Annotated in this window: 19 protein-coding genes and 1 tRNA gene; 7 read left to right on the forward strand and 13 right to left on the reverse strand. The window is 64.4% G+C overall.

What is annotated here, in order from left to right; translation table 11 throughout:
- Nucleotides 1-37: 37 nt before the first annotated feature.
- From RTH46_RS18730 to RTH46_RS18755, 6 genes are all read right to left on the reverse strand, one after another.
- Complete coding sequence (locus tag RTH46_RS18730; RefSeq protein ID WP_316906329.1) at nt 38-658, reverse strand: phosphoribosylanthranilate isomerase; 621 nt, start codon at nt 656-658, stop codon at nt 38-40.
- A gap of 60 nt (nt 659-718) precedes the next feature.
- Nucleotides 719-1,573, reverse strand: a complete 855-nt coding sequence (gene truA, locus RTH46_RS18735; RefSeq protein ID WP_316906330.1) for a tRNA pseudouridine(38-40) synthase TruA — start codon at nt 1,571-1,573, stop codon at nt 719-721.
- 146 nt (nt 1,574-1,719) lie between these two features.
- On the reverse strand, nt 1,720-4,356 hold the full coding sequence (locus RTH46_RS18740; protein WP_316906331.1) for a FimV/HubP family polar landmark protein: 2,637 nt from the start codon (nt 4,354-4,356) through the stop codon (nt 1,720-1,722).
- A gap of 72 nt (nt 4,357-4,428) precedes the next feature.
- Nucleotides 4,429-5,433, reverse strand: coding sequence for an aspartate-semialdehyde dehydrogenase (locus RTH46_RS18745; RefSeq protein ID WP_316906332.1), 1,005 nt, complete (start codon nt 5,431-5,433; stop codon nt 4,429-4,431).
- A gap of 1,060 nt (nt 5,434-6,493) precedes the next feature.
- A complete protein-coding gene (locus RTH46_RS18750; protein ID WP_279914667.1) occupies nt 6,494-7,117 on the reverse strand; it encodes a response regulator transcription factor in 624 nt (207 codons plus the stop codon).
- Between the two features lie 11 nt (nt 7,118-7,128).
- Nucleotides 7,129-8,535 carry a sensor histidine kinase gene (locus tag RTH46_RS18755; RefSeq protein WP_153788648.1) on the reverse strand — a complete coding sequence of 469 codons (1,407 nt, stop codon included), beginning with the start codon at nt 8,533-8,535 and terminating at the stop codon, nt 7,129-7,131.
- A 183-nt stretch (nt 8,536-8,718) separates the two neighbouring features.
- Here RTH46_RS18755 and RTH46_RS18760 point away from each other — a divergent pair, with 183 nt between their 5' ends.
- On the forward strand, nt 8,719-10,341 hold the full coding sequence (locus RTH46_RS18760; RefSeq protein WP_316906333.1) for an acyl-CoA synthetase: 1,623 nt from the start codon (nt 8,719-8,721) through the stop codon (nt 10,339-10,341).
- Nucleotides 10,342-10,441: 100 nt separating this feature from the next.
- Complete coding sequence (locus RTH46_RS18765; protein ID WP_316906334.1) at nt 10,442-12,211, forward strand: acyl-CoA dehydrogenase C-terminal domain-containing protein; 1,770 nt, start codon at nt 10,442-10,444, stop codon at nt 12,209-12,211.
- 180 nt (nt 12,212-12,391) lie between these two features.
- Here the strand turns inward: RTH46_RS18765 and RTH46_RS18770 are convergent, their stop codons facing one another.
- From RTH46_RS18770 to RTH46_RS18795, 6 genes are all read right to left on the reverse strand, one after another.
- A complete protein-coding gene (locus RTH46_RS18770; RefSeq protein WP_316906335.1) occupies nt 12,392-12,622 on the reverse strand; it encodes a hypothetical protein in 231 nt (76 codons plus the stop codon).
- Nucleotides 12,623-13,381: 759 nt separating this feature from the next.
- The gene (locus RTH46_RS18775) at nt 13,382-15,817 is read right to left on the reverse strand and encodes a TonB-dependent siderophore receptor (RefSeq protein WP_316906336.1); all 2,436 of its coding nucleotides are present in this window, start codon (nt 15,815-15,817) and stop codon (nt 13,382-13,384) included.
- An 89-nt stretch (nt 15,818-15,906) separates the two neighbouring features.
- The gene (locus RTH46_RS18780) at nt 15,907-16,872 is read right to left on the reverse strand and encodes a FecR domain-containing protein (protein ID WP_316906337.1); all 966 of its coding nucleotides are present in this window, start codon (nt 16,870-16,872) and stop codon (nt 15,907-15,909) included.
- Nucleotides 16,869-17,405: a sigma-70 family RNA polymerase sigma factor gene (locus RTH46_RS18785; RefSeq protein ID WP_316906338.1), complete on the reverse strand. Its 537-nt coding sequence runs from the start codon at nt 17,403-17,405 to the stop codon at nt 16,869-16,871. Before RTH46_RS18785 ends, RTH46_RS18780 begins: the two co-directional genes overlap by 4 nt.
- Before the next feature lie 381 nt (nt 17,406-17,786).
- Nucleotides 17,787-17,862: transfer RNA gene (locus RTH46_RS18790), tRNA-Thr, on the reverse strand.
- A gap of 58 nt (nt 17,863-17,920) precedes the next feature.
- Nucleotides 17,921-18,331 (reverse strand): pilin, encoded by a 411-nt coding sequence (locus RTH46_RS18795; protein ID WP_316906339.1) that lies wholly within the window; start codon nt 18,329-18,331, stop codon nt 17,921-17,923.
- 210 nt (nt 18,332-18,541) lie between these two features.
- Here RTH46_RS18795 and RTH46_RS18800 point away from each other — a divergent pair, with 210 nt between their 5' ends.
- From RTH46_RS18800 to yacG, 4 genes are read left to right on the forward strand one after another with little or no spacing between them, the layout of a single operon-like run.
- A complete protein-coding gene (locus tag RTH46_RS18800) occupies nt 18,542-19,750 on the forward strand; it encodes a type II secretion system F family protein (RefSeq protein ID WP_316906340.1) in 1,209 nt (402 codons plus the stop codon).
- A gap of 2 nt (nt 19,751-19,752) precedes the next feature.
- Nucleotides 19,753-20,619 carry an A24 family peptidase gene (locus RTH46_RS18805; protein ID WP_316906341.1) on the forward strand — a complete coding sequence of 289 codons (867 nt, stop codon included), beginning with the start codon at nt 19,753-19,755 and terminating at the stop codon, nt 20,617-20,619.
- A complete protein-coding gene (gene coaE, locus RTH46_RS18810) occupies nt 20,619-21,242 on the forward strand; it encodes a dephospho-CoA kinase (RefSeq protein WP_316906342.1) in 624 nt (207 codons plus the stop codon). Before RTH46_RS18805 ends, coaE begins: the two co-directional genes overlap by 1 nt.
- The gene (gene yacG, locus RTH46_RS18815) at nt 21,239-21,439 is read left to right on the forward strand and encodes a DNA gyrase inhibitor YacG (RefSeq protein ID WP_110991743.1); all 201 of its coding nucleotides are present in this window, start codon (nt 21,239-21,241) and stop codon (nt 21,437-21,439) included. The genes coaE and yacG overlap by 4 nt, the downstream gene beginning before the upstream one ends.
- A 302-nt stretch (nt 21,440-21,741) precedes the next feature.
- Here the strand turns inward: yacG and RTH46_RS18820 are convergent, their stop codons facing one another.
- Nucleotides 21,742-22,449 carry an energy-coupling factor ABC transporter permease gene (locus tag RTH46_RS18820; protein ID WP_153789242.1) on the reverse strand — a complete coding sequence of 236 codons (708 nt, stop codon included), beginning with the start codon at nt 22,447-22,449 and terminating at the stop codon, nt 21,742-21,744.
- Between the two features lie 86 nt (nt 22,450-22,535).
- On the opposite strand from RTH46_RS18820, the gene RTH46_RS18825 reads away from it, so the two are divergent.
- Nucleotides 22,536-22,967 (forward strand): hypothetical protein, encoded by a 432-nt coding sequence (locus tag RTH46_RS18825; RefSeq protein ID WP_316906343.1) that lies wholly within the window; start codon nt 22,536-22,538, stop codon nt 22,965-22,967.
- Nucleotides 22,968-22,998 lie beyond the last annotated feature (31 nt).

The raw sequence follows: 22,998 nt of genomic DNA on the forward strand, positions 1-22,998 counted from the left end.
ATGGACGATGGCGCGCGGCCAGCCGTCACATCCGCCATCACGCCTGGCGCACCGCCTGCATGAAAGCCTCGATCTTCGCGGCATCCTTGATGCCCTTGGCCTGCTCCACGCCACCACTGACATCCACCGCGTACGGGCGCACCTGGCGAATGGCCTGGGCGACATTGTCGGCCGACAGGCCGCCAGCCAGGATGATCGGTTTGCTCAGGTGTTGCGGTATCAAGGACCAGTCGAACGCTTCGCCGGTTCCCCCCGGGATGCCGGGTACATAAGCGTCCAGCAGGATGCCGCGGGCGCCGGCGTAGTGCTTGCAGGCCGCCTCGAGGTCATCGCCGGGGCGTACACGCAGGGCTTTGATCCAGGGGCGATGGTAACCCTCGCAGTCAGCCGGGCTTTCATCGCCGTGGAACTGTAGCAGGTCCAGTTGAACGACTTCGAGGATCTCGTTCAGCTCGCAGCGCGAGGCATTGACGAACAAGCCCACGGTCGTCACGAAGGGCGGCAACGCCTCGATGATCGCCCGGGCCGCGCGCACGTCCACGGCCCGCGGGCTTTTTTCATAGAACACCAGGCCGATGGCATCGGCGCCGGCCTCGACAGCGGCGAGGGCGTCCTCGATGCGGGTAATCCCGCAGATCTTGCTGCGAACCTTGCTCATGGACAGCGAACCTTGAGTGATCGATGAAAGCGCCGATGGTAGCAAATGACCTTTGCCCCGTCAGTCCAGCAACGCCTCGAAACCGGTGAGAAAGTGTGGGCCGATGTAACGCTGCGGCAGCTCGTACTCGGGCGGGTACTCCACCTTCACCAGGTACAGCCCGTAAGGGTGTGCGGTCACCCCGGCGGCGCGGCGATCACGCCCCTCGAGCACCTCGCGGGCCCATTCCACCGGGCGCTCGCCGGTGCCGATGGCCATCAGCACGCCGGCGATGTTGCGCACCATGTGATGGAGGAAGGCGGTGGCACGCACATCGATCACGATCATCTGGCCATGGCGGGTCACGCGCAGGTGATGGATGTGCTTGACCGGTGACTTGGCCTGGCACTGACTGGCGCGGAAAGCGCTGAAGTCATGGGTGCCGAGCAGATACTGCGCGGCTTCGGCCATGCGCGTGACATCCAGCGGCCGATGGTTCCAGGTCACTCCTTCGGCGAGGTGGGCCGGACGGATCGGGTCGTTGTAGATGACATAGCGGTAGCGCCGCGCATTGGCTTTGAAGCGGGCATGGAAATCCGCAGGCATCGGCCTGGACCAGACCACGCTGATGTCGTGGGGCAGGTTGAAGTTGGTGCCCAGGGTCCAGGCGCGTTCGTCGCGCACGGCCTGGGTATCGAAATGCACGATCTGCCCGCAGCCATGCACCCCGGCGTCGGTACGCCCGGCGCAGATCACACTGATCGGTTCGTTGGCCACCTTCGACAGCGCCTGCTCGAGCGCTTGCTGGACGCTCGGCACACCACTGGCCTGGCGCTGCCAGCCGCGGTAGCGCGAGCCTTTGTATTCCACGCCCAGGGCGATGCGGGTGAAGCCTTCGGCTGCGGATTCGGCGGCAGAGGTGTCGATGATGTCCAAGAACGTGAAACCTGATGATGAAACGGAAAGGCGGGCAGTATAACGGTAAACCGCACGGTGGCCGAAACGATCGCGGGGCAAGCCCGCTCCCACTAAGGCCTGTTTTGCCTCGTGGGAGCGGGCTTGCCCCGCGATAGATTCAGCGATCAAACCAGGCGCGAGAGCATCTCGTTGGCTTCCTGGCGCTGGCCGTCATCGCCGTCCTTGACCACTTCGTCGAGGATGTCGCGAGCGCCGTCATGGTCACCCATGTCGATGTAGGCCCGTGCCAGGTCAAGTTTGGTGGCCACTTCGTCGGTACCGGAGAAGAAGTCGAAGTCCAGGTCATCCAGCGGTTCCGGCTCCTGGGCGGCGTCTTCGGCGGTGAAGCGTGGCGCATCGTCTGGCGCATCGAGGCTTTGCGACAGTTTGTCGAGCTCGGCGTTGACGTCGTCCAGTTCGGAAGCAAATTTCTGCGCCGCCGGCGAGTCGTCATCCAGCGACAGCGAAAGATCGAAGTCGTCCGGCAGCTCCAGCTCGGAGATCGGATCGAACTCGGGCATGGCCTCGAAGGCCGCCAACTCGGCCGCCACATCCACCGCCGGCTCCTCGCTGCTGGCCAAGGCCTCTGGCTCACCCACATCCAGGTCGAAATCGGCCAGGTCATCGATGGCCTGCGGCTGCTCCGGGGCCTGAGCCTGGGCCAACAGGGCTTCAAAATCATCGTCGGCATCGGTTTCGCTGACGGCAGGCGCAGCTTCGGCCTGTGGCTGCGCGGCAACCGACACCGCCTCTTCCAGCGCAGTCAGGTCGAGCGGATCTTCTTCCGGCAGGTCATCACCCAGGCTCAAGTCGAAGGCGCTGTCCAGGTCGTCTTCGGCTACCGGGGCCGGTTCGGGCTCAGGCTCCGGGAAGACCTCGGCAACGGCCTCGGGCTCCACTACCGGCTCAGGCTCAGCTTCGACGGCAGCCGGCGCCGGATCCTGCAACAGGTCCTGGACGTATTGCTCGTCCAGCTCGGCAGCCAGGGCTGCGGCACTGGCCGCCACCGCCGCGACGCCGAGCATGGCCGGGAAGCGCTCCTTGAGCGAGGCGACTTCGGCCTGATTCTGCTCGCCGGGCGCCAGCTTGCGCTCCTGGCCAGCAAAGGCATCCTGGTCACCCTGACGGGCATACACTTCCATCAGTTTCAGGCGCAGGTCACTGCGCTGCGGCTCGGAAGCGACGGCGGCTTCCAGCAGGTCGGCGGCATGGTTCAGGCGACCACGGGCCAGGCTCTCATCAACTTCGGCGAACAGCGCGGCGCGCGGGTCCACTGCGGGCGCCGCAGGCGCTGGCACAGGTGCCGGCATCTCGGCAGCCGTTGCCGCAGCCGCCGAGGCGGCGACCACCGCAGGCGACAGGGTGACGCTGGGCGCCGAGACGTCCAGGCCGTCGAAACTATCCGGCGGCAGGTCCAGGTCCGGGGCACGCTCACCTTCTTCAGACAGGGCGCGCGCCATGCGCAGGTGTTTTTCAGCTTCCTGCTGGGCCTTGCGCTTGCGCGCCAGGAGCAGCAGCAACAGCAACAGGGCGAGGAACGCCGAGCCGGCGATCAGCCCCAGCAGCAGCGGGTTGCCCATCAGCTGATCGAGCGCGCCCGGCTCTTGGGCAGCAGGTGCTTCGCTGGTGGCCGGTGTGGTTTGCGGCGCGGTATCGACCGCCGCAGGTGCTGGCGCCACCACAGGTTCGGCGGGCGCCAACTGGGCATTGAGGGCTGGCTGCGCGGGGGCAGGTTCGCCTGGCTGTGCCTGCGGCGTCGCGCCCTGTGCTTCAAGGCGTGCCAACTGGTCGTTCTTCAGTTCGATCAGCCGCTGCAGCTTGTCCAGTTGGCTCTGCAGATCGGCCATGCGGCTTTTGAGCTCGTCGTTGTCGCGACGGCTGGTGTCCAGGCTCTCCTGGGCCACGGCTAGCTTGTCGCTCAGGGCCTTGGCCTGGCCAGCGGCGCCCTTGCCGCCAGGGGCTACCAGGCGCAGGTTGTCGCCCTGGGCGATACGCGCCGGCGCCTCGCCTGCCTGGCCACGACGGGTGGCGTCCAACTGGCGGGCGCGCGGCCCCAGGCGTCGGCCTTCACGCCAGGCGGCGTACTGCTCGGCCACCTCACGATTGGCTTCGCCCTGGGCAATGCTCTGCACCTGCTGCTGATCGGGCAGGCGCAGCACCTGCCCGGTCTTGAGCTGGTTGATGTTGTTGCCGATGAACGCATCCGGGTTCAACGCCTGGATCGCCAGCATGGTCTGCTGGACCGAGCCGCCCTGGGTATTGCGCGCAGCGATCTGCCACAGCGTGTCACGGCGTTTGGTGGTGTAGCTGCCGGCGCTTTGCGCTGGGTTGATGTTGGCCTGGGACGGCTGGCTGCCCTGGGCCTTGGCCTGGTCGAGCAGCACACTGTAGTCGCGCAGCAGACGGCCCTGCGGCCACATCACCTGGACCAGGAACTTGACCACCGGCTCCGGCAACGCCTTGCTGGAGGTGACGCGCAGCACGCTGCGGCCATTGGGGTTGATCACGGGGGTGAAGGTCAGGTCTTCGAGGTAGGTCGGGTATGCCACCCCGGCCTTGGCGAACTCTTCCGGCGACGCCAGGCTCGGCGCCATCTCGGTTGCGGTGAGGTCGCGCACGTCGAGCAGTTCGATCTCGGCATCCAGTGGCTGGTTCTGTGCCGACTTCAGGGTCAGCTCCCCCAACCCCAAGGCATTCGCCACGCCGGACGACAGCGCCGAGGCTGCCGCGATGGCCAGTACCAGTTTGCGAATTCGAAGCATGAACTCTTCCCTTGTAAGAACCGTCCCAAAAACCCTGTTGTGGTGCAGGACAAAATTGCTGGTCAGTATCTTTTACGCCATGTGTTTAATCAACAATTGCGCCACCTGCACGGCGTTGAGTGCCGCGCCCTTGCGCACATTGTCGGTGGTCAGCCAGAGGTTGAGCTGTTCATCCTCATCTATCCCGTGGCGTACACGACCAACATAGACCACGTCCTGGCCCACTGCGTCACCTACCGGCGTCGGATAATCGCCTGGTTCGACCAGTTCGATGCTCTCGGCCGCTTCGAGCGCGGCGTTCACAGCGCCCAGATCGACCGGGCGAGCGCTCTGCACCGCCACACTGAAGCTATCGCCGAAAAACACCGGGACTTGAATGCAGGACACGGAAATCTTCAATTGAGGCAGGCCCAGCAACTGGCGCAGTTCGCTGACCAGGCGCCGCTCGACGGCGGTGTGGCCCTGCGCGTCGGGTGCGCCGACCTGCGGCAACAGGTTGAAGGCCACCTGGCGATCGAAGAAGCGCGGTTCCAGCGGGCGCGCATTGAGCAGCTCGGCGGTTTGCCGGGCCAGCTCGCTGACCGCCTCCCTGCCCTGGGCCGAAACGGCCAGGCAAGCGTTGACCTGAACGCGCTCGATGTCGAGCAAGCCTTTGAGGGGCGCCAGCGCCACGGCCAGTGCCACCGCGCCTGCACAGGGGCTGGTGACGAGGGCCGGTTGCGGCAGTTCGGCGATGCGTTCGGGGTTGGCTTCCGGCACCAGCGCGACGGCGCCGTCCAGCACGCCGGACAGGTCGATCACGGTGCAGCCGGCTTGCTGTGCTTTGGGTGCGAAGCTGCGGCTGACCGCGGGGCTGGCGGCGAAGAACACCAGTTTCACTTGCTTGAAGTCGAAGCTGTCCACTTCACGGACTTTGAGCTTTTTGCCGGCGAACATGACGCTGCTGCCCGCCGATTCCATGCTGGCCAGCAGGTGCAGGGTGGCCACCGGGAAGGACAGTTCCTCGAGGATCTGCACGAGGGTTTCACCGACTGCGCCGGTGGCGCCTACTACGGCGATGTCTACTGGGGGGGTCATGGCTGGGGTTCCTTCATGTGTTCAGCGGGTGCGGCGGGGAGCGGCACTTTACTTGGATTGTGGGGTGGGAGATAGGTTTGGCTTCGGCTTCGGCTTCGGCTTCGGCTTCGGCTTCGGCTTCGGCTTCGGCTTCGGCTTCGGCTTCGGCTTTCAGAGTGTGGGTTTTGATAGATGTATGCGCATTCGTTGGCGGTGACGACGCATAGTCACCTTTCCGCCCTTACGGCGGGTTACTTTTTTTCTTGGAAAAAAGTAACCAAAAACCGCTCGCTCCATTCATACGGCCCCTGCGCTGCGCTCCGGGGTCCCCTCGCTCCGGTGCCTTCCGGGCCCGCGCGGCCTCCGACTTGCTGCGCAAGTCTACATCTCGCGCCTTCGGCTACGCCGAAGGGTGCTGCGCACCTGGGCCCTCCAGTCACCTCCACTCGGCCTCCTGAAGTCGCAATTTGTGTTGCCTGAACTATCGCGCGCTTAGAAGCAAGATCAAAAGCAGAGCAAGAGCAAGAGCAAGAGCAAGAGCAAGAGCAGTGATACGGTTATCTATGTTTGGCTGTTGTTTATGTATTGTTTGTTCGGGCCCTATCGCCGGCAAGCCGGCTCCCACAGGTACAGCGCAAGTCTGTGAGTTTCGCACTCTTCTGTGGGAGCTGGCTTGCCAGCGATTGACTAATCCAACTAGCGACAGCTAACGCCAGCCCAGGCGCCGCCCCTAACTTCGCGACTTCAGGAGGCTGAGCGTAGGCGTCTGGAGGGCCCAGGTGCGCAGCACCCTTCGGCGTAGCCGAAGGCGCGAGATGTAGACTTGCGCAGCAAGTGCGCAGCGTAGGGGCCGTATGATGGGAGCGAGCGGCTTTGGTTACTTTGGCCAAGACCAAAGTAACCCGCCGTAAGGGCGGAAAGGTGACTACGCGTCGACATCACAAATGAATGCGCATATAAAACTCAAAACCAACAACCAACAACCAACACTGAAACCTCAAACTTGAAACTTGAAACTTGAAACTTGAAACTTGAAACTTGAAACTTGAAACTTGAAACTTGAAACTAACGATAAACCAACTCAAACCTCCCGTAACCCCAACGCCCCCACCACCCCACAAGCAATCGCCATCCCCACCAACTCCGCCAAACTCCCCGCCTGCATCCGCTTCATCACCCGCCCCCGATAAAGGTCAATGGTCTTGACGCTGACCCCCAACCGCTCGGCAATCTCCCGATTCCCCAACCCCTGCACCAACGGAATCAACACATCCCGCTCCCGCGGCGTCAGACTGTCGATCCGCGCCTGCACCTCCTGCACCGCCCCATTCCCCCCCTGGGCACGCCCAAGCGCCGCCTGCACACTGTCCAGCAACAACTGATCGTTATACGGCTTCTCGATGAAATCACAGGCCCCCGCCTTGAACGCCCGCACCACGATCGGCACATCAGCATGCCCGCTGACAAAGATCAACGGCATGTCCAAACCCCGCTGCTGCAACGCCTGCTGCACCGCCAGCCCGCCCATCCCCGGCATGCGCACATCCAGCAACACACAAGCCGGACCACTACCGTCGCAAGCCTCCAGAAACGCCTGGCCGCTGGTGAACGGCAAGGCCTGCAACCCCACCGACTCGAGCAACCACACCGTCGAATCGAGCATCCCCGGGTCATCGTCCACCACATACACCTTCGCTTGCACCACCGCCCCCTCCTTCATGTCCGGTTCACCGCCAGCCGGCAGCACAACACCAACCCGCCGCCCTCACCCACCCGCGCCCAGAGGCTGCCACCCAAGCCTTCGACAATGCTGCGGCTCATGCTCAACCCCAGGCCCAGGCCATCGGCCTTGCTGGTAGTGAACGGCGTAAAGATCGCCTCCAACTGCTCAGGCGCCACGCCAGGCCCCTGGTCGGCCACCTCCACCAGCAGCCCGTCGTCCTGGCGCCAAGCGCCCAGCAGGATACGCGACGGTTGGCCTGCGTGCAGTTCACGGTTGGCGTCGATGGCATTGCGCAGCAGGTTGAGCAGTACCTGCTCCAGCAACACCCGATCGGCGTACACCGTCGGCAGCTGCGGCCCCAGTCGCTGCTCGATGCGCACCTGTGCCGCAGCCGCCTCCCAGGCGCAAAGCCTGAGCGCTTCCCCGGCAACCTGGGCGATATCCAGCGCCTGCAGCTGGCGCGGGCCCTTGCGCAGGAAGGCGCGCAGGCGGCGGATCACCTCGGCGGCGTGAGTGGCTTGCTGGCTGATACGTTGCAGGCCTTGGACAACCCGCTCGCGGGCTTGGGGGTCGTGGTCCAGGTTGTGCAGGTAGCGCAGGCTGGCATTGCTGTAATTGAGCACTGCGGCCAGCGGCTGGTTGATCTCGTGGGCAATGCCCGAAGCCAGCTCGCCCAGCGTCGCCACCCGAGCGCTGTGGGCCAGGTTTTCCTGGGCCTCGATGCGCAAGGTGATGTCGCGGGACACGGCGACGATTTCTACCACTGCACCGGTATAGGTTTCGCGGATCGCCCGGCAGGCGATCTCGAACCAGCGGTAACGGCCATCGGCATGGCGCACGCGGCAGGTCATGGTGTGGTAGCCATCCGCCTCCAGCGCCGCACCGGCCTGCAGCAGCGCCTGGCGGCGCTCGCGCGGGGGCAGCAGGCTGCGCACCGGGCTGCCGCGCAGTTGCTCCGGCCATACACCGAGCAGGCGGAAGGCCGCAGGCGTGGCATCGAGAAAGCGCCCGTCCGGGCTGTGCCGGGATATCAGGTCGGTGGTGTTCTCGGTGATCAGCCGGTACAGCCGCCGTGCCCGGCTGGCCTCACGCTCACCCTGGCGCTCGCCGCTGGCATCGCGGCAGCGGGCCAGCACCTGTTGGCCGCTGTGATCGGGGATGAAGGTCCACAGCAGGATGCGCTCGCCCACCTGAGCCTCGACCTCGCTTATCGCCCGCCCCTGGCGCAGACAGGCGCGCACCAGCGCGGCATGGTTGCCCGGTAGCCAACGGTCCAGCGGCGGCCCTTCGGTAATCAGTGCCTGCAAGGCGGCGTTGAGCTGCACTGGGCTGGCATCGGCCGCCAGCAAAAGGCTCGGTTGCGGGTCCAGGGCAAGCAAGGGGGAGCAGTCAGGCTTCACGGGCAAAGGCTCTTTCTATAGTAGTTTTACTATATTGCTATAGTCGATCTTCCAGATACCATAGCGGCTCGCGTAAAAAAGCGACAGGGAGGCACGCCCCTCCCACACCCTGATCAGAGCTAACAATCAGCCACCGGGGGTCTAGCGCACGGAGTGCGCCTGCCTCCCCTACAGGAACCGCGCATGTCGATCTTCTCCCAGGGCCTGATGCCCGCACCTGTCAACCACGTCGCCCTCACCCCGCTGAGCTTCATCGAACGCACCGCCGCGGTGTATGGCCAGTACCCGGCCGTGGTCCATGGTGCCGTCCGCCGTGACTGGCGCGAAACCTATGCCCGCTGCCGACGCCTGGCCAGCGCCCTGCAGGGCCGTGGCGTCGGCCGTGGCGACACGGTGGCGGTGATGCTGCCGAACATCCCGGCCATGCTCGAGGCGCACTTCGGCGTACCGATGATCGGCGCCGTGCTCAACACCCTCAACGTGCGCCTGGACGCCGAGGCCATTGCCTTCATGCTGCGTCATGGCGAGGCAAAGGTACTGATCGGCGACCGCGAGTTCCACGGAGTGATCCGCGATGCCCTGGCCCTGCTGGAGCACCCGCCGCTGGTGATCGACGTGGACGACCCGGAATACGGCGAGGGCCAGCCGGTCAGCGAGCTGGACTACGAGGCCCTGCTCGCCGAGGGCGACCCGGACTTCGCCTGGGAGTGGCCGGAGGACGAATGGCAGGCGATCTCGCTCAACTACACCTCCGGCACCACCGGCAACCCCAAGGGCGTGGTCTATCACCACCGCGGCGCCTACCTCAACGCCATCGGCAACCAGATGACGTGGGCCATGGGCCACCGCCCGGTGTACCTGTGGACCCTGCCGATGTTCCATTGCAACGGCTGGTGCTACCCCTGGACCGTCACCGCGCTGGCCGGCACCCACGTGTTCCTGCGCCGGGTCGACCCGCAGAAGATCCTCACGCTGATCCGCGAACATCGGGTCAGCCACCTGTGCGGCGCGCCGATCGTGCTCAACGCCCTGGTCAACATGCCCGACGCCGCCAAGGCCGCCATCGAACACCCGGTGCAGGCGATGGTCGCCGGCGCCGCACCGCCGGCCAAGGTGATCGGTGCGGTGGAGCAAATGGGCATCCACATCACCCACACCTACGGCCTGACCGAGGTCTACGGCCCGGTGACCGTGTGTGCCTGGCATGAGGAATGGGACGCCCTGACTTTGGATGAACGGGCACGGATCAAGTCACGCCAGGGCGTGCGCTACCCGACCCTGGACGGCCTGATGGTCGCCGACCCGCAAACCCTCGAACCGGTACCGCGCGACGGCAACACCCTGGGTGAGATCTTCATGCGCGGCAACACCGTGATGAAGGGTTACCTGAAGAATCCCGAGGCCACCGCCGAGGCCTTCCGCGGCGGCTGGTTCCACACCGGCGACCTGGCGGTGTGGCATGCCGATGGCTACGTCGAGATCAAGGACCGGCTCAAGGACATCATCATTTCCGGCGGCGAAAACATCTCCACCATCGAGGTCGAGGACGCCCTGTACCGCCACCCGGCCGTGCTCGAAGCCGCCGTGGTGGCGCGCCCCGACGAAAAATGGGGCGAGACGCCCTGCGCCTTCGTCGCCCTCAAGACTGGCCATGGCGGCACCCGCGAAAACGAACTCATCGCCTGGTGCCGCGAGCACCTGGCCGGGTTCAAGGTACCGAAGACCGTGGTGTTCGGCGAATTGCCCAAGACCAGTACCGGCAAGATCCAGAAGTACGTACTGCGCGACCGCGCCCGGGCGCTCTGAAAGCATCGCGGGGCAAGCCCGCTCCCACGTAGGCAACACGTGGGAGCGGGCTTGCCCCGCGATAAAGCCCCCCGATTTCCTGCCAGTTCATGAGACTCAGATGACCGACTACACCGCCCCCCTGCGCGACATGCGCTTCGTCCTCCACGAGGTGTTCCAAGGCCCTGCCCTGTGGGCACACCTTCCCGCCCTGGCCGAGCGGCTCGACGCCGACACTGCCGACGCCATCCTCGAAGAAGCCGCCCGCCTCACCGGCCAACTGATCGCCCCGCTCAGCCGCAACGGCGATGAACAGGCCGTTCAGTTCGCCAACGGTGAAGTGCGCACCCCCGACGGTTTCCAGCAAGCCTGGCGCACCTACCGCGAGGGCGGCTGGGTCGGCCTGGGCGGTAACCCCGAGCACGGCGGCATGGGCATGCCGAAAATGCTCGGGGTGCTGTTCGAAGAGATGCTGTACGCCGCCGACAGCAGCTTCAGCCTGTATTCCGCGCTCACCGCCGGCAGTTGCCTGGCCATCGACGCCCACGCCAGCGAACAGCTCAAGGCCACTTACCTGCCCGCGCTGTACCAAGGCCGCTGGGCCGGCACCATGTGCCTGACCGAGCCCCACGCCGGCACCGACCTGGGGCTGATCCGCACCCGCGCCGAACCCCAGGCCGATGGCAGCTATCAGCTGAGCGGCAGCAAGATCTTCATCACCGGTGGCGAACAGGACCTCACCGAGAACATTGTCCACCTGGTGCTGGCGCGCCTGCCCGACGCACCGGCCGGCGCCAAGGGCATCTCGTTGTTCCTGGTGCCGAAATACCGGGTCGCCGCCGACGGCAGCCTGGGCGTGCGTAATGGCGCCCACTGCGGGTCGATCGAACACAAGATGGGCATCAAGGCCTCGGCCACCTGCGTGATGAACTTCGACCAGGCCGAGGGCTACCTGGTCGGCGAAGCGAACAAAGGCCTGGCGGCGATGTTCACCATGATGAACTACGAGCGGCTGTCCATAGGCCTGCAGGGCATCGGTTGCGCCGAGGCGTCTTACCAGGCCGCCGCACGCTACGCCAACGAGCGCCTGCAAAGCCGCGCAGCCAGCGGCAGCGACGCCCCCACGCGCAGCGCCGACCCGATCATCGTGCACGGCGATGTGCGGCGCATGCTGCTGACCATGCGCACCCTTACCGAGGGCGGCCGCGCCTTCGCCGTGTACGTCGGGCAACAGCTGGACATCGCCCGCTACGCCGAGGATGCTGGCGAGCGCGAACGTGCCCAGCGCCAGTTGGCGCTGCTGACGCCAGTGGCCAAGGCATTCTTCACCGACAACGGCCTGGAAAGCTGCGTGCTGGGCCAACAAGTGTTTGGCGGCCACGGCTACATCCGCGAATGGGGCCAGGAGCAGCGCGTGCGCGACGTGCGCATCGCGCAAATCTATGAGGGCACCAACGGCATCCAGGCCCTCGACCTGCTGGGGCGCAAGGTGCTGGGCGACGGCGGCCAGGCCCTGGCGGGCCTTGTGGCCGAGATCCGCGCCTTTTGCGTGGACGCCGCGCTGCATCGCGAGGCGCTGCTGGAGGCGTTGGTACGCCTGGAGCGCGTCAGCCAGTGGCTGCAGGCGCAGGCCCGCACGGACGCCAACCTGGTCAGCGCCTCGGCGGTGGAGTTCCTGCACCTGTTCGGGTTGACCGCCTATGCCTATATGTGGGCGCGCATGGCCAACGTGGCGCAGGCCCGGCAGGCGCAGGACCCGGCCTTCCATGGCGCCAAGCTCGACTGCGCGGCGTTCTACTTCCAGCGCGTGTTGCCACGTGGCCTGGCCCTGGAAGCCAGCATTCGAGCCGGCAGCGCCAGCCTGTATGGGATGGCGGCAGAGCAGTTCTGAAACCTCGGCCCATCGCGGATGTGCCCCGCGATGGGCCGAAAGCAGGTACGAGCCATCCTAGGCAGCGAATGCCAAAGCATTGATTAGCATGCTAAGTACATTTTCATTTTGCAGGCCGACAGGCCCATCCGATAGATGGCGCGCGAGAGGGCCGCAAAGCGGCCCCTGTGGCACCTAGCATCAGGCGTTTATATCCCCCTCTTCTCTCATCGACTCCAGCTTGCCGACCTGCTCGCTGGCCAGCCGGCTGATGATCCGGATTGCCTGGTGGATCCCCGCCGTGTTGCGAAAGCTCAGTTGCGGGTTGTGTTCGCATTCCAGCATTTCGTCGTGCTGGACCAGGGCTTCGCCTAGCAGTTCGAGGGTCCAGGCGTAGCTTTGGATGGTGGATAGGCGTTCGTGGTCAGTCATGGGGTACCTCACGGTTGGCGAGGGACTGGCTGTCGATCGGGTAGAAGGTTGGGGATGGGGTGGCCGCGGGGGTTGGGCGGCGGAGAGCGGATGCGAGGATCCTGTACAGATTTGCGATGAGCATGCATGAGGTCCTTTTCGATTGAAGCACCACACCATCGTCGCCAAACGAATAGGGTGGCAGCTGTACGCAGGTTGGCGAACCGAGGAAAAGGAACCCGGCAGACCCGAAGGTCTCCCACGCACAGCCGCCATTACACGAAACTGCGGGCACAAAAAAAGCGCCTGCAATCGTGGTCGGGGCGCCGTTGCGCCTTTATCGGTCGGGTCGCCAAACCCGGTCGCGGAATTGGCCGCGACGGAGGGAATTTATTCCTTGAGGGCTGCTTATGCAAGCTCAGGATGCCTGGGAAAAGGCAAGGGATGTCGCGTGAAATTACCTACACCACAGGTATGAGAGACTCCAAGTTAAGTTGAAACCACCACGCACTGTCGCCAAACAATGGGTGGCCTCTGTACGCAGGTTGGCGAACCGGGAACTTGGAACCCGGCAGACCAGATGGTCTCCTGCGTACAGCAGCCATGTCACGGCAGATGCGTACAGGTTAGCTACATAGCATGGACCTGTAGCTGCCTTTCGTAGGCGCGCCTTCAGCCGCGAACACCGGCAACGCCGGTGCCATCCACCGCCGTGAATGCTCCGCGGGTGAACCCGCTCCCACAAAGCGCCGCCAATGAGTTTGCCGGCGCATCAGCCAGTTAGAACCTTGCCCGCAGCGCCAGGTTGAAATTGCGCGGCTCGCCATAGAAGTTCCAGTAGTTGGGGTTGCCCAAGGTCTGGTAATACTTCTTGTTGAACACGTTATCCAGGTTGTACTGCACTTCGAGGTTCTTGTTGATCTCGTAGATCGCATGCAGGTTGGTCAGGTGGTAGGCGTCCTGCTGGATCTTGTAGTCTTCGCCGACTTCGGTCTGGGTCATCTTGCTTTGTGCATAGAAGCTGCCACCCACACGCAGCTGATTGAGCGCGCCCGGCAGGCGGTAGTCGGTCGCAACCTTGAACAGGTGGCGGGGCGAGGCGCCGTTGAAGTCCTCGCCTTTCTGCTCACCACCGATGTACTTGGACTGGGTATAGGTGTACCCCGCCGACACGTTCCAGTCCGGCAGCACCTCGCCGGTCAGCTCCAGCTCGATGCCTTTGTTGCGCACCTTGTCGGATGCACGGTAACAGGCAAAGGTCTGCGCACAGGTCACCCGTTCGGCACGGCCTGACTGGTCGGCCTGGAACAGCGCAATGGAGGTTTGCAGGCGCTTGTCCATGAACTCGCCCTTCAAACCGATTTCGTAGTTGGTGCCGGTCATCGGCAGGAGCGTGTTGCCATCTGGGTCCTGCGAACTCTGCGGCTTGAAGATTTCGGTGTAGCTGGCGTAGGCCGACCAGTTTTCGTTCAGGTCCTGCACCAGGCCGGCATAGGGGGTGACTTCGCCACTCTTGGAGAAGTGCTTATGGTCTTTGGGCTCACGCACGCCATTGGTGTCGTCCAGCGCATCGTGGCTGTACCAGCTCCAGCGGCTGCCGAGGATGAGCGTGGTGCTGTCGGTAAGGCTGAACCGGCTGGCCGCATACACGCCCTTCTGCTCCTGGGTGCGGTTGTATTGCCACTGGTTGACGTTGAGGGCGGTCGGGCTGGGCGGGTCGAACGCGGCCAGGTTGTTCATGTCGACGATGTAGCGGTATGTGGCATCGCGCCCGCCGTGATAGTCGAAGTCGTCCTTGTTCCAGTTGCCGCCAACAATCAGCTCATGCTGGCGGCCCAGCAGCTGGAACGGGCCGGTGAAGTAGCCGTCGATGCTGGTCTGAGTGTCATCGAAGTGAAAATGACGCGGGTTGAGGGTGAACAGGTCGGTGCCACCACCTGGGAAGGTGTAGTTGCCCAGGAAGTCCGACTTGGCCCACATCTGGTTCACCGCCACCACACCCTTCCAGCCGTTGGCGAAGGTGTGCTGGATATCGGCAAACACGGTGGTATTGCGCTTGTCCAGGTGGTTCCAGTCGCCGGTCAGCGAGGTAGAACGCGAAATGGGGTAGAACGCGCCGCTCTCCTGGCTGGGCAGGCCCGACCAGTCATAGCCCGAGTTGCGGTCCTTCTGGTAGGTGAAACCGAAGGTGGCCAGGGTCGACTCATCCAGGTCGGCTTCGAGAATGCCGTAGAACAGCTGGTTTTCCTTCTGGGCCGTGTCCAGGTAGCTGTTGGCATTGTTGTAGGTAATGACCGAACGGCCGCGCAGGGTACCTGCTTCGTTCAGCGGTGCAGACAGGTCGACCATGGTCTTGTAATCGTCCCACGATCCGACCGACGTCTCGATCAACGCCTGGCGCTCGGCCGTGGGCCGCTTGCGAATCAGGTTGATGGACGCCGACGGGGTACCCGCGCCTTCCATCAGCCCGGTGGCGCCGCGCACCACTTCCACGCGGTCGTAGATGTCGGTGTTGGGCTTGGAGATGGTGTCCATCGAGTACGGGTTGCCGATGTTGGTCGGCACGCCATCAATCTGCAGGTTTTCGACTGTCTGCCCGCGGGCCTGGTACAGCGAGCGCTCGCCGCCGTTCTTGATGATGGTGACGCCAGTGGCATTGCGCATCACGTCATCGAGGTTTTGCATGTTCTGGTCATCCATGCGTTGGCGGGTGACCACGGTGACCGACTGCGGCGTTTCGCGCAGGCTCATGGGTAGCTTTGTGGCGGTGGACGAACGGCCCGTGGCGTAAGCCCCCGTGCCCTCTGTCACATCGCCCAGGCCCTGACCGGAGATGGTGGTGCTGCCCAGGGTCACTACACCCGCTGAGTCCTCGGCCTGACGCACCAACTGGAATTCCCGCTCGCCGGTGCGCACCGCTTGCACACCAGTGCCTGCCAGTATCTGCGCAAGCGCCTGCTCCACGCTGGTAGCGCGCACCGCCTGACTCTGCTTGTTGGCGGTGAGCGTGGCATCACCGCCAATCAACAACCCGGCCTGGCTAGCCAGCAGGTTCAGTTGCCGCGCCAGCGGCCCGGCCGGAATGTCATACACCACCCCTTGTGCCGCTGCGCCGTTGCTGTCGGCCTGGGCGGCAGCAGTGTGGCAGCCAAGGGCAAGGAAAATGGCCAGCGCCAGCGGGTGACGGCGCGAGGAAGCAGAGTCGCGAAGCAGCATGAAGGGGTCCTTGCGGAAGTAGGATGAAGTAGCGTCATCCCACCAAGCGCATGAGCACCTCAAAACCAGAAAAAGAATTTTGTCTTATTTCAGTTCGCCTCGACGGAGACCCACCAAGGCAAGGTGCGTACTACCCGAATGGGCAACGCACGCTCAAGCATTGCCAGGGTTCGGTCCGTGTCCAGCAACGGGAAGGTACCTACCGCGCGCAAGCTGTTCAGCGAAGGGTCGATGCCCAGGTGGCCATGGCGGTAGTCGCGCAGAACGTCGATCACCTGGTCCAACGGCATGTCTTCTGCAACCAGCACTCCACGGCTCCAGTCCTGGCGCAAGGCTTGTGCAGCCGTGGATGTGCTGGCCTGCTGCGCATCGAACACCAGCATTTGCCCGGCGCCCAGCGTGGTTTGCAAACCACTGTTGGAACAGGTTGCCTGCACGGCGCCCTCGAACACGCTCAAGGTCGTTTGCAAGCCCTGATCCCGCACGCTGAAGCGCGTGCCAAGCGGTTGCATGCGGCCTGCCCGCGTCGCCACGGCCAGGGGCCGAGGGTCTTTGCCGGTTTGAATCAGGATTTCACCGTGATACAGGCGCAGCTGCCGCACGCCCTCATCAAACTGCACATCCAGCGCTGTTTCGCCGTTCAGCCACAGCTGGCTGCCATCGGCCAAGGTGAGCGGCCGCACCTCGCCCAAGCCGGTGCGGTAGGTGGCAAACCAGGCCCGTGGCGAGTCCACCCAACCTCGCTGCCAGCCGCCCCACCCCAACAGCCCTGCTGCACCCGCCACGCAGAGGCTGCCAAGCACGGCACGGCGCGATTGCTGGCCTCGGCGGACGCTGTCGAACACCTGTCGCGCCTGCTCTGTTTGGCCGTCGAGGGTACCGAAACGCTGGTTGATGTTTTCTACATAGGACCAGGCCAGGCGGTGGCGCGCATCTTCGTTCAGCCAGGCACGCCATTGCGCGTTGGCAGCGGGGTCATGCTGCGCTGCGTACAGCCGCGCAAACCATCCGGCAGCCGCTTGCAGCACGGCATGGTCCAGTTGTGTCCTGCTCATTTCAGCGCGTCATCCAGCTGCACTTCCAGCAGCAAGCACTGGTACATCGCCTGGGCCAGGTATGTGTTCACGCTACGCTCGCTCACGCCCAGTTGCTCGGCGATCTCGCGTTGCTTCATGCCCTGCAGCTGCGCCATGAAAAACGCCTCGGCCACCCGCTTGGGCATGCGTTCGAACATCGCCTGCAATTGCCCCAGCGTTTCGAGGATGACCGCCTGATGCTCCAGCGATGGCACCAGATGCTCTGGCTGGGCTGCCAGCACTTCCAGGTAGGCCTGTTCCACCCGTCGCCGCCGCCAGAAATCCACACAGGCGTTGCGCGACATGCGCCCCAGGTACGCACGGGCATGCTCGTGGTCATTGAAGGCGTGGGGTTTGGTCAGCAACCGCACGAACACATCCTGCGCCAGCTCCGCTGCATCATGGGCATTGCCGAGCTTGCGCTGTAGCCACTGGCGGATCCAGCCGTGGTGGGCACGGTAGAGTGCCTCCAGTTCGAAACCCGGGGCTGGAGCACTGGGAGGGGCATTCATGGGGGGACGCCATTATGCTAATAGGAATTATTAGCAATGGTAGCTTGGATGAATGGCCGTGGGCAATTGGGGCGAAGGGCTGCGGACCGGGTGTTTGTCTTGCATTTTTCAGGAGGGTTCACAGGCTAGGCCAGCGCCGTACACCGCGTTGTATTCTTCGAGGGCAAGCCCGTTCCCACGATGGTATGCGGTGACTCTGTAAAAATTTATCCTCACATGGGTGTTGGGTCAAAAGTCTGGGGAATCGCCTCCAGCCTGATGAAGTGTTCAATTTGTTGGCTTGCTACCCATCAACGAGACAGACAGAAACAGCAAAGCCCGCACTAGGCGGGCTTTGCGGGGTGTTTCGTAGATAGCCGTAGACTTCTAGAAACTGATCTCTGGTGCCGGAGACAGGAATCGAACCTGCGACCTTCGCGTTACGAGTGCGCTGCTCTACCGACTGAGCTACACCGGCGTGTTGCGCAACGTACCACTGCCGTGTGCGTTACGCAAACCCCTGTTTCACCTCACTTTCACTGCGCCTTGCAGCCATTCGGGGCGAGGTCTTCCTCGACCGTGGTGGTGCAGCTCCAGCCGGCCTGGGTGCGGGTGAGCGTGAGGGTTTTGCCGAGCACGTTGGCGGGGGCTTCGGCCAGGGTGCAGAGGATGCTGCCGGAGCCGTCGGCTGCGGTGCCGGTGGCGGTGATGGCACAGTGGGCGGTGGCGGCCTGGCCGCCGAGGCTCGCGACGTCGGGGACGTTCTTGCCGTCGTTCAGGCGGATGTCCATCGGGGTCTTGAGGGCGGAGATTTCCAGCAGGGCGGCCGCGGTTTTGGCGCGGGCCTGGTGGTTGGTGTACATCGGGATGGCGATGGTCGCCAGGATGCCGATGATCGCGACGACGATCATCAGTTCGATCAGGGTGATGCCGCGTTGCCCTTTCATAGGCGGTATTCCTTCGTAATGCGTGGAGGCGCGGGGGCGCTGGGCCCTGCCGGCAGGCGCGCAGTAGGCCTGAACCGACACCTTTTGTCACCCCTGGCTGGCGGGGCGGGCTTGGTGCTGAACTACTCTAGTGACCGTCATGGGATCGCGCCCGCTGTCGGGCCCGGCAAGCTGTTACGGGGCTTGTCGCTTCACTGCAAAGGACTTTGCATGCCACCGTCTACCCGCCTCTACGCCTGGGAGGGCATCGATGCCGCCGGGGTTCGTCAACAGGGCCAGCAGCCTGGGCGCAGCCCGGCGTTCGTGCGGGCGTGGCTGCAGCGCCAGGGCATTCGCGCTACGCGGGTGCAGCCGGCGGGGGGCTGGCGATGGCGCTGGCCGCAGCGCGAAGGCAAGGCGGATGCGCCGGGGTTCAGCCGGCAGCTGGCGACCTTGCTGACGGCGGGTGTGCCGCTGTTGCAGGCGTTCGAGGTGATGCTGCGTAGCAACGCGGGCAGTGCGATGAGTGGGCTGCTGGCGCAGTTGAAACGGGATGTGGCGGCGGGGCTGGGGCTGGCGGAGGCCTTGCAGCGCCACCCGGCGTGGTTCGATGCGCTGTATTGCAACCTGGTGCGGGTGGGCGAGCACTCCGGCACGCTGGAGCGGCAACTGGAACAGATGGCGACGATGCTGGAGAAACGCCAGGCGCTGCGGCAGAAGGTGCGCAAGGCGATGTTGTATCCGGCGCTGCTGCTGTTGACCGGGTTGGGGGTGGCGGCGTTGTTGCTGCTGGAGGTGGTGCCGCGGTTCCAGAGCCTGTTCGCCAGTTTCGACAAGGCATTGCCGGCCTTCACTCAGTGGGTGATCGACTTATCCACAGCGCTGGGCAATCACGTGGTGTGGTTGGCGGTGCTGGTGGCGGCATTGGGGCTGGGCACGCGCGCGCTGTATCGGCGGCATGTGCCTGCGCGCTTGTGGATGTTGCGGCTGATCTTGCGGGTGCCGGTGGTCGGGCGCTTGCTGGGCCATGCGGCGTTGGCGCGGTTCGCCCGTTGCCTGGCGACCTCCTATACGGCGGGGGTGGCGTTGCTGGATGCGTTGCAGACGGTGGCGCCGGTGAGTGGTGACAGCCTGCACGAGCGGGCGATCCTGGCCCTGCGCCAGGGCGTGGCGAACGGGCTGGGCTTGCACCAGGCGATGGAGGCGGACGCGCTGTTCCCGCCATTGTTGCGCCAGCTGGTGGCGGTCGGCGAGGCCAGCGGCACGCTGGACCAGATGCTCGACAAAGCCGCGCTACATTATGAGGAGCAGGTGAGCCAGGGGCTGGAGCAGTTGACCACGCTACTGGAGCCGGCCATCGTGCTGATCCTCGGGCTGCTGGTCGGCGGCCTGGTGGTGGCGATGTATCTGCCGATTTTCCAGTTGGGTAGCCTGATCTGAACATGAATGCCTGGACCTTGATCCTCGAACATCCACCGTTTTTCTACAGCCTGGTCGTGGTGCTGGGGTTGTTGGTGGGCAGTTTTCTCAACGTGCTGGCCTACCGGTTGCCAATCATGCTCGAGCGCCAGTGGCAGCGGGAGGCGCAGGAAGTGCTGGGGTTGCCGGGGGCCGCGCACGAGCGCTTCGACCTGTGCCTGCCGGCCTCTCGCTGCCCCCATTGCCAGCACCGGATTCGTGCGTGGGAGAACATTCCTGTCCTGAGTTACCTGGCGTTGCGCGGTCGCTGTTCGGCGTGCAAGGGGCGGATCAGCGCGCGCTATCCCTTGGTGGAGCTTGGGTGTGGACTGCTTTCGCTGCTGGTGGCCTGGCATTTCGGGCCGGGCATCGAAGCGTTGCTGGTGATGGTGCTGACCTGGGGCCTGATTGCCTTGAGCCTGATCGATGCCGAGCACCAGTTGCTGCCGGATGTACTGGTGCTGCCGCTGCTGTGGCTGGGGCTGGTGGTCAATGCCTTCGGGCTGCTGGTGCCACTGGCCGATGCAGTTTGGGGCGCGGTGGCTGGCTACCTGAGCCTGTGGTCGGTGTTCTGGGTGTTCAAGCTTTTGACCGGCAAGGACGGCATTGGCCAGGGCGACTTCAAGCTGCTGGCGATGCTCGGCGCCTGGGGCGGCTGGCAGATCCTGCCGCTGACGCTGATGCTCGGGTCGTTGGCCGGGGCGTTGATCGGGCTGATGCTGGTGCGCCTGCGCCGGGCGCAGATGGGCGTTGCGCTGCCCTTTGGGCCTTATCTGGCCATTGCGGGCTGGATCGCAGTGCTCTGGGGTGATGAAATAGTCGCCTCATACCTGCAACTGCTTGGAACCTGATGAGCACAGCGCCCTTCACCCCCTGGATTCTCGGTTTGACCGGCGGCATCGGCAGCGGCAAGAGCGCCGCCGCCGAGCGCTTCGTCGAGCTGGGCGTGCACCTGGTCGATGCCGACCAGGCCGCGCGCTGGGTCGTCGAACCCGGCCGCCCTGCCCTGGCCCGTATTGTCGAGCGCTTCGGCCCCGGCGTGCTGCAGGCGGACGGCCAGCTCGACCGCGCCGCCCTGCGCCAGCTGATCTTCGCCGACCCTGCGCAGCGGCAGTGGCTGGAGCAATTGCTGCACCCGCTGATCGGGCAGGAGATTTTCAGTTACCTGGCCAAGGCCGAGTCGCCTTATGCGGTGTATGTCTCGCCGCTGCTGATCGAGTCGGGGCAGTTCAACAAGGTGCAGCGCATCCTGGTGGTCGATGCCCCTACCGAGTTGCAGGTGCAGCGCACCTTGCAGCGCGACAACACCAGCCCCGAACAGGTGCAGGCGATTCTCAAGGCCCAGTTGGCCCGGGAAGAGCGCCTGCGCCATGCACATGATGTGGTGGTCAACGATCGTGACCTGCAATCGTTGCACGACGAGATTGGCCGCCTGCACCACTTTTACCTGACTTTGCGAGGAGGCCAGCCATGAGCCAGCCGATGACCGTTGATTGCCCGACTTGTGGCGCGCCTGTGGAATGGGGGGAGCAGAGTCCGTTTCGGCCGTTTTGTTCCGACCGTTGCAAGTTGATCGACCTGGGGGCTTGGGCGGCTGAGGAGCATAAGATTGCGGGCTCTGATGAGTCTGAGGATGAGCTGTATTCGGGGGATCTGGAGCCGCGGCATTAAGCTGGGCTCGGTGGTGTGAGTACCAACGTAATCGCGGGGCAAGCCCGCTCCCACGAGTGATACGCCATTGGCTGCCTCTCGGGAGTGGGCGGCACTAAGCTGGGCTCGGTGGTATGAGTACCACCGTAATCGCGGGGCAAGCCCGCTCCCACGAGTGATACGCCATTGGCTGCCTCTCGGGAGTGGGCGGCACTAAGCTGGGCTCGGTGGTGTGAGTACCACCGTAATCGCGGGGCAAGCCCGCTCCCACGAGTGATACGCCATTGGCGGCCTCGTGGGAGCGGGCTTGCCCCGCGATGCTTTCAGCGGTCGTCATCCTTCCACGGCGCCTGCAGGTAGCGGGTGCGGTTGAACGTCTCCAGCCACTCCGGGCTGAACACCACCAGCGCACTGATCACCGTGCCGTTGATGAACGCCTCGGGGAACATCATCAGCCACAGGTAGCCGACGAAGTCGCTCAGCCACTCCGGCATGGCGAAGCGCTCGTCCATCCACAGCAACCCCAACCCGGCCATCAAGCACACCAGCACCGTCAGGGCGGCGGGGAAAAAACCGCAACAGAAGATGTAGACGAACAGGTTACGCGGCTGGGCGCGTTCGACCAGGATCGCGCACACCTCGGTGACCAGCACCGGCAGGCCTACGATCAACAGGCCATTGACCCCGATTGCGGCCAGGTCCTGGCGGCCCAGCAGCAACAAACCGAGTTGGGCAAGAAAGCCGCCGAGCACCGCCAGCGGCCAGTCCAGCAGCAGGGTCACGGCGGTCATGCCGATGAAGTGATAGGACACGCCAGTGTCGAAGTCGCGGCGCACCAGCCACAGGGCAAACAACGCGAACACGGTGCCGAACAGCAGGTGCTGGCGGCGCGTATCGGTGAACAGCTCGACCCAGCGGGTGCGGCTGATGGCCCAGACCAGCAGGGGCACGTAACCGAGCCAGCCAAGGGTGAGGCTGGTGCTGGACAAGACCTGTGCGCTGATCACCTGAGCAATATCCCTGTCGGCCATGTGGACAAGCCTGAGTCTACACCCATTCTCCCTTTCGTCCGGTTGCTATAGGCTGGCACCTCCATTCGATGCAGGAAGCGTCCGCCATGCCTGAAGGGCTCAACCTCCCACTGCTGTTGGGCGCGGCATTCAGCGCGGTCGCGGGCCTGCTACACCTGGCGATCATCCTGGTCGGGCCGCGCTGGTACCGCTTGTTCGGCGCGGGCGAGCGCATGGCAAGGGCCTCCGAGCAGGGGCGCCGCTACCCGGCACTGGTCACCACGGCCATTGCGCTGGTGTTGCTGGCCTGGTCGGCCTATGCGCTGTCGGCTGCCGGGCTGATCAAACCCCTGCCCTTCCTGCTGCCGGTGATCTGCCTGATTACCCTGGTGTACCTGGCTCGTGGCCTGCTGGGCCCGGTGCTGCTGGCCGGCACGGGGCGGACTCGGCGGTTTATCGCGGTCAGTTCGGTGATCTGCCTGGGGGGCGGGTTGCTGCATTTGCTGGGGATCGTTCAGCAATGGCTGGTACTGGCCTGATTCCCACGCACAAACAGCATCTTACCGTCAT

It is taken from the genome of Pseudomonas sp. zfem004 (assembly GCF_032621715.1).
Taxonomy (GTDB): domain Bacteria; phylum Pseudomonadota; class Gammaproteobacteria; order Pseudomonadales; family Pseudomonadaceae; genus Aquipseudomonas; species Aquipseudomonas sichuanensis.

Coding starts and splice junctions, on each gene's coding strand:
- coaE (WP_316906342.1), top strand. CDS start 20,619: ATGAGCACAGCGCCCTTCACCCCCTGGATTCTCGGTTTGACCGGCGGC.
- RTH46_RS18770 (WP_316906335.1), bottom strand. CDS start 12,622: ATGACTGACCACGAACGCCTATCCACCATCCAAAGCTACGCCTGGACC.
- RTH46_RS18825 (WP_316906343.1), top strand. CDS start 22,536: ATGCCTGAAGGGCTCAACCTCCCACTGCTGTTGGGCGCGGCATTCAGC.
- RTH46_RS18820 (WP_153789242.1), bottom strand. CDS start 22,449: ATGGCCGACAGGGATATTGCTCAGGTGATCAGCGCACAGGTCTTGTCC.
- RTH46_RS18800 (WP_316906340.1), top strand. CDS start 18,542: ATGCCACCGTCTACCCGCCTCTACGCCTGGGAGGGCATCGATGCCGCC.
- RTH46_RS18740 (WP_316906331.1), bottom strand. CDS start 4,356: ATGCTTCGAATTCGCAAACTGGTACTGGCCATCGCGGCAGCCTCGGCG.
- RTH46_RS18805 (WP_316906341.1), top strand. CDS start 19,753: ATGAATGCCTGGACCTTGATCCTCGAACATCCACCGTTTTTCTACAGC.
- RTH46_RS18780 (WP_316906337.1), bottom strand. CDS start 16,872: ATGAGCAGGACACAACTGGACCATGCCGTGCTGCAAGCGGCTGCCGGA.
- yacG (WP_110991743.1), top strand. CDS start 21,239: ATGAGCCAGCCGATGACCGTTGATTGCCCGACTTGTGGCGCGCCTGTG.
- RTH46_RS18760 (WP_316906333.1), top strand. CDS start 8,719: ATGTCGATCTTCTCCCAGGGCCTGATGCCCGCACCTGTCAACCACGTC.
- RTH46_RS18730 (WP_316906329.1), bottom strand. CDS start 658: ATGAGCAAGGTTCGCAGCAAGATCTGCGGGATTACCCGCATCGAGGAC.
- RTH46_RS18775 (WP_316906336.1), bottom strand. CDS start 15,817: ATGCTGCTTCGCGACTCTGCTTCCTCGCGCCGTCACCCGCTGGCGCTG.
- RTH46_RS18745 (WP_316906332.1), bottom strand. CDS start 5,433: ATGACCCCCCCAGTAGACATCGCCGTAGTAGGCGCCACCGGCGCAGTC.
- RTH46_RS18765 (WP_316906334.1), top strand. CDS start 10,442: ATGACCGACTACACCGCCCCCCTGCGCGACATGCGCTTCGTCCTCCAC.
- RTH46_RS18795 (WP_316906339.1), bottom strand. CDS start 18,331: ATGAAAGGGCAACGCGGCATCACCCTGATCGAACTGATGATCGTCGTC.
- RTH46_RS18785 (WP_316906338.1), bottom strand. CDS start 17,405: ATGAATGCCCCTCCCAGTGCTCCAGCCCCGGGTTTCGAACTGGAGGCA.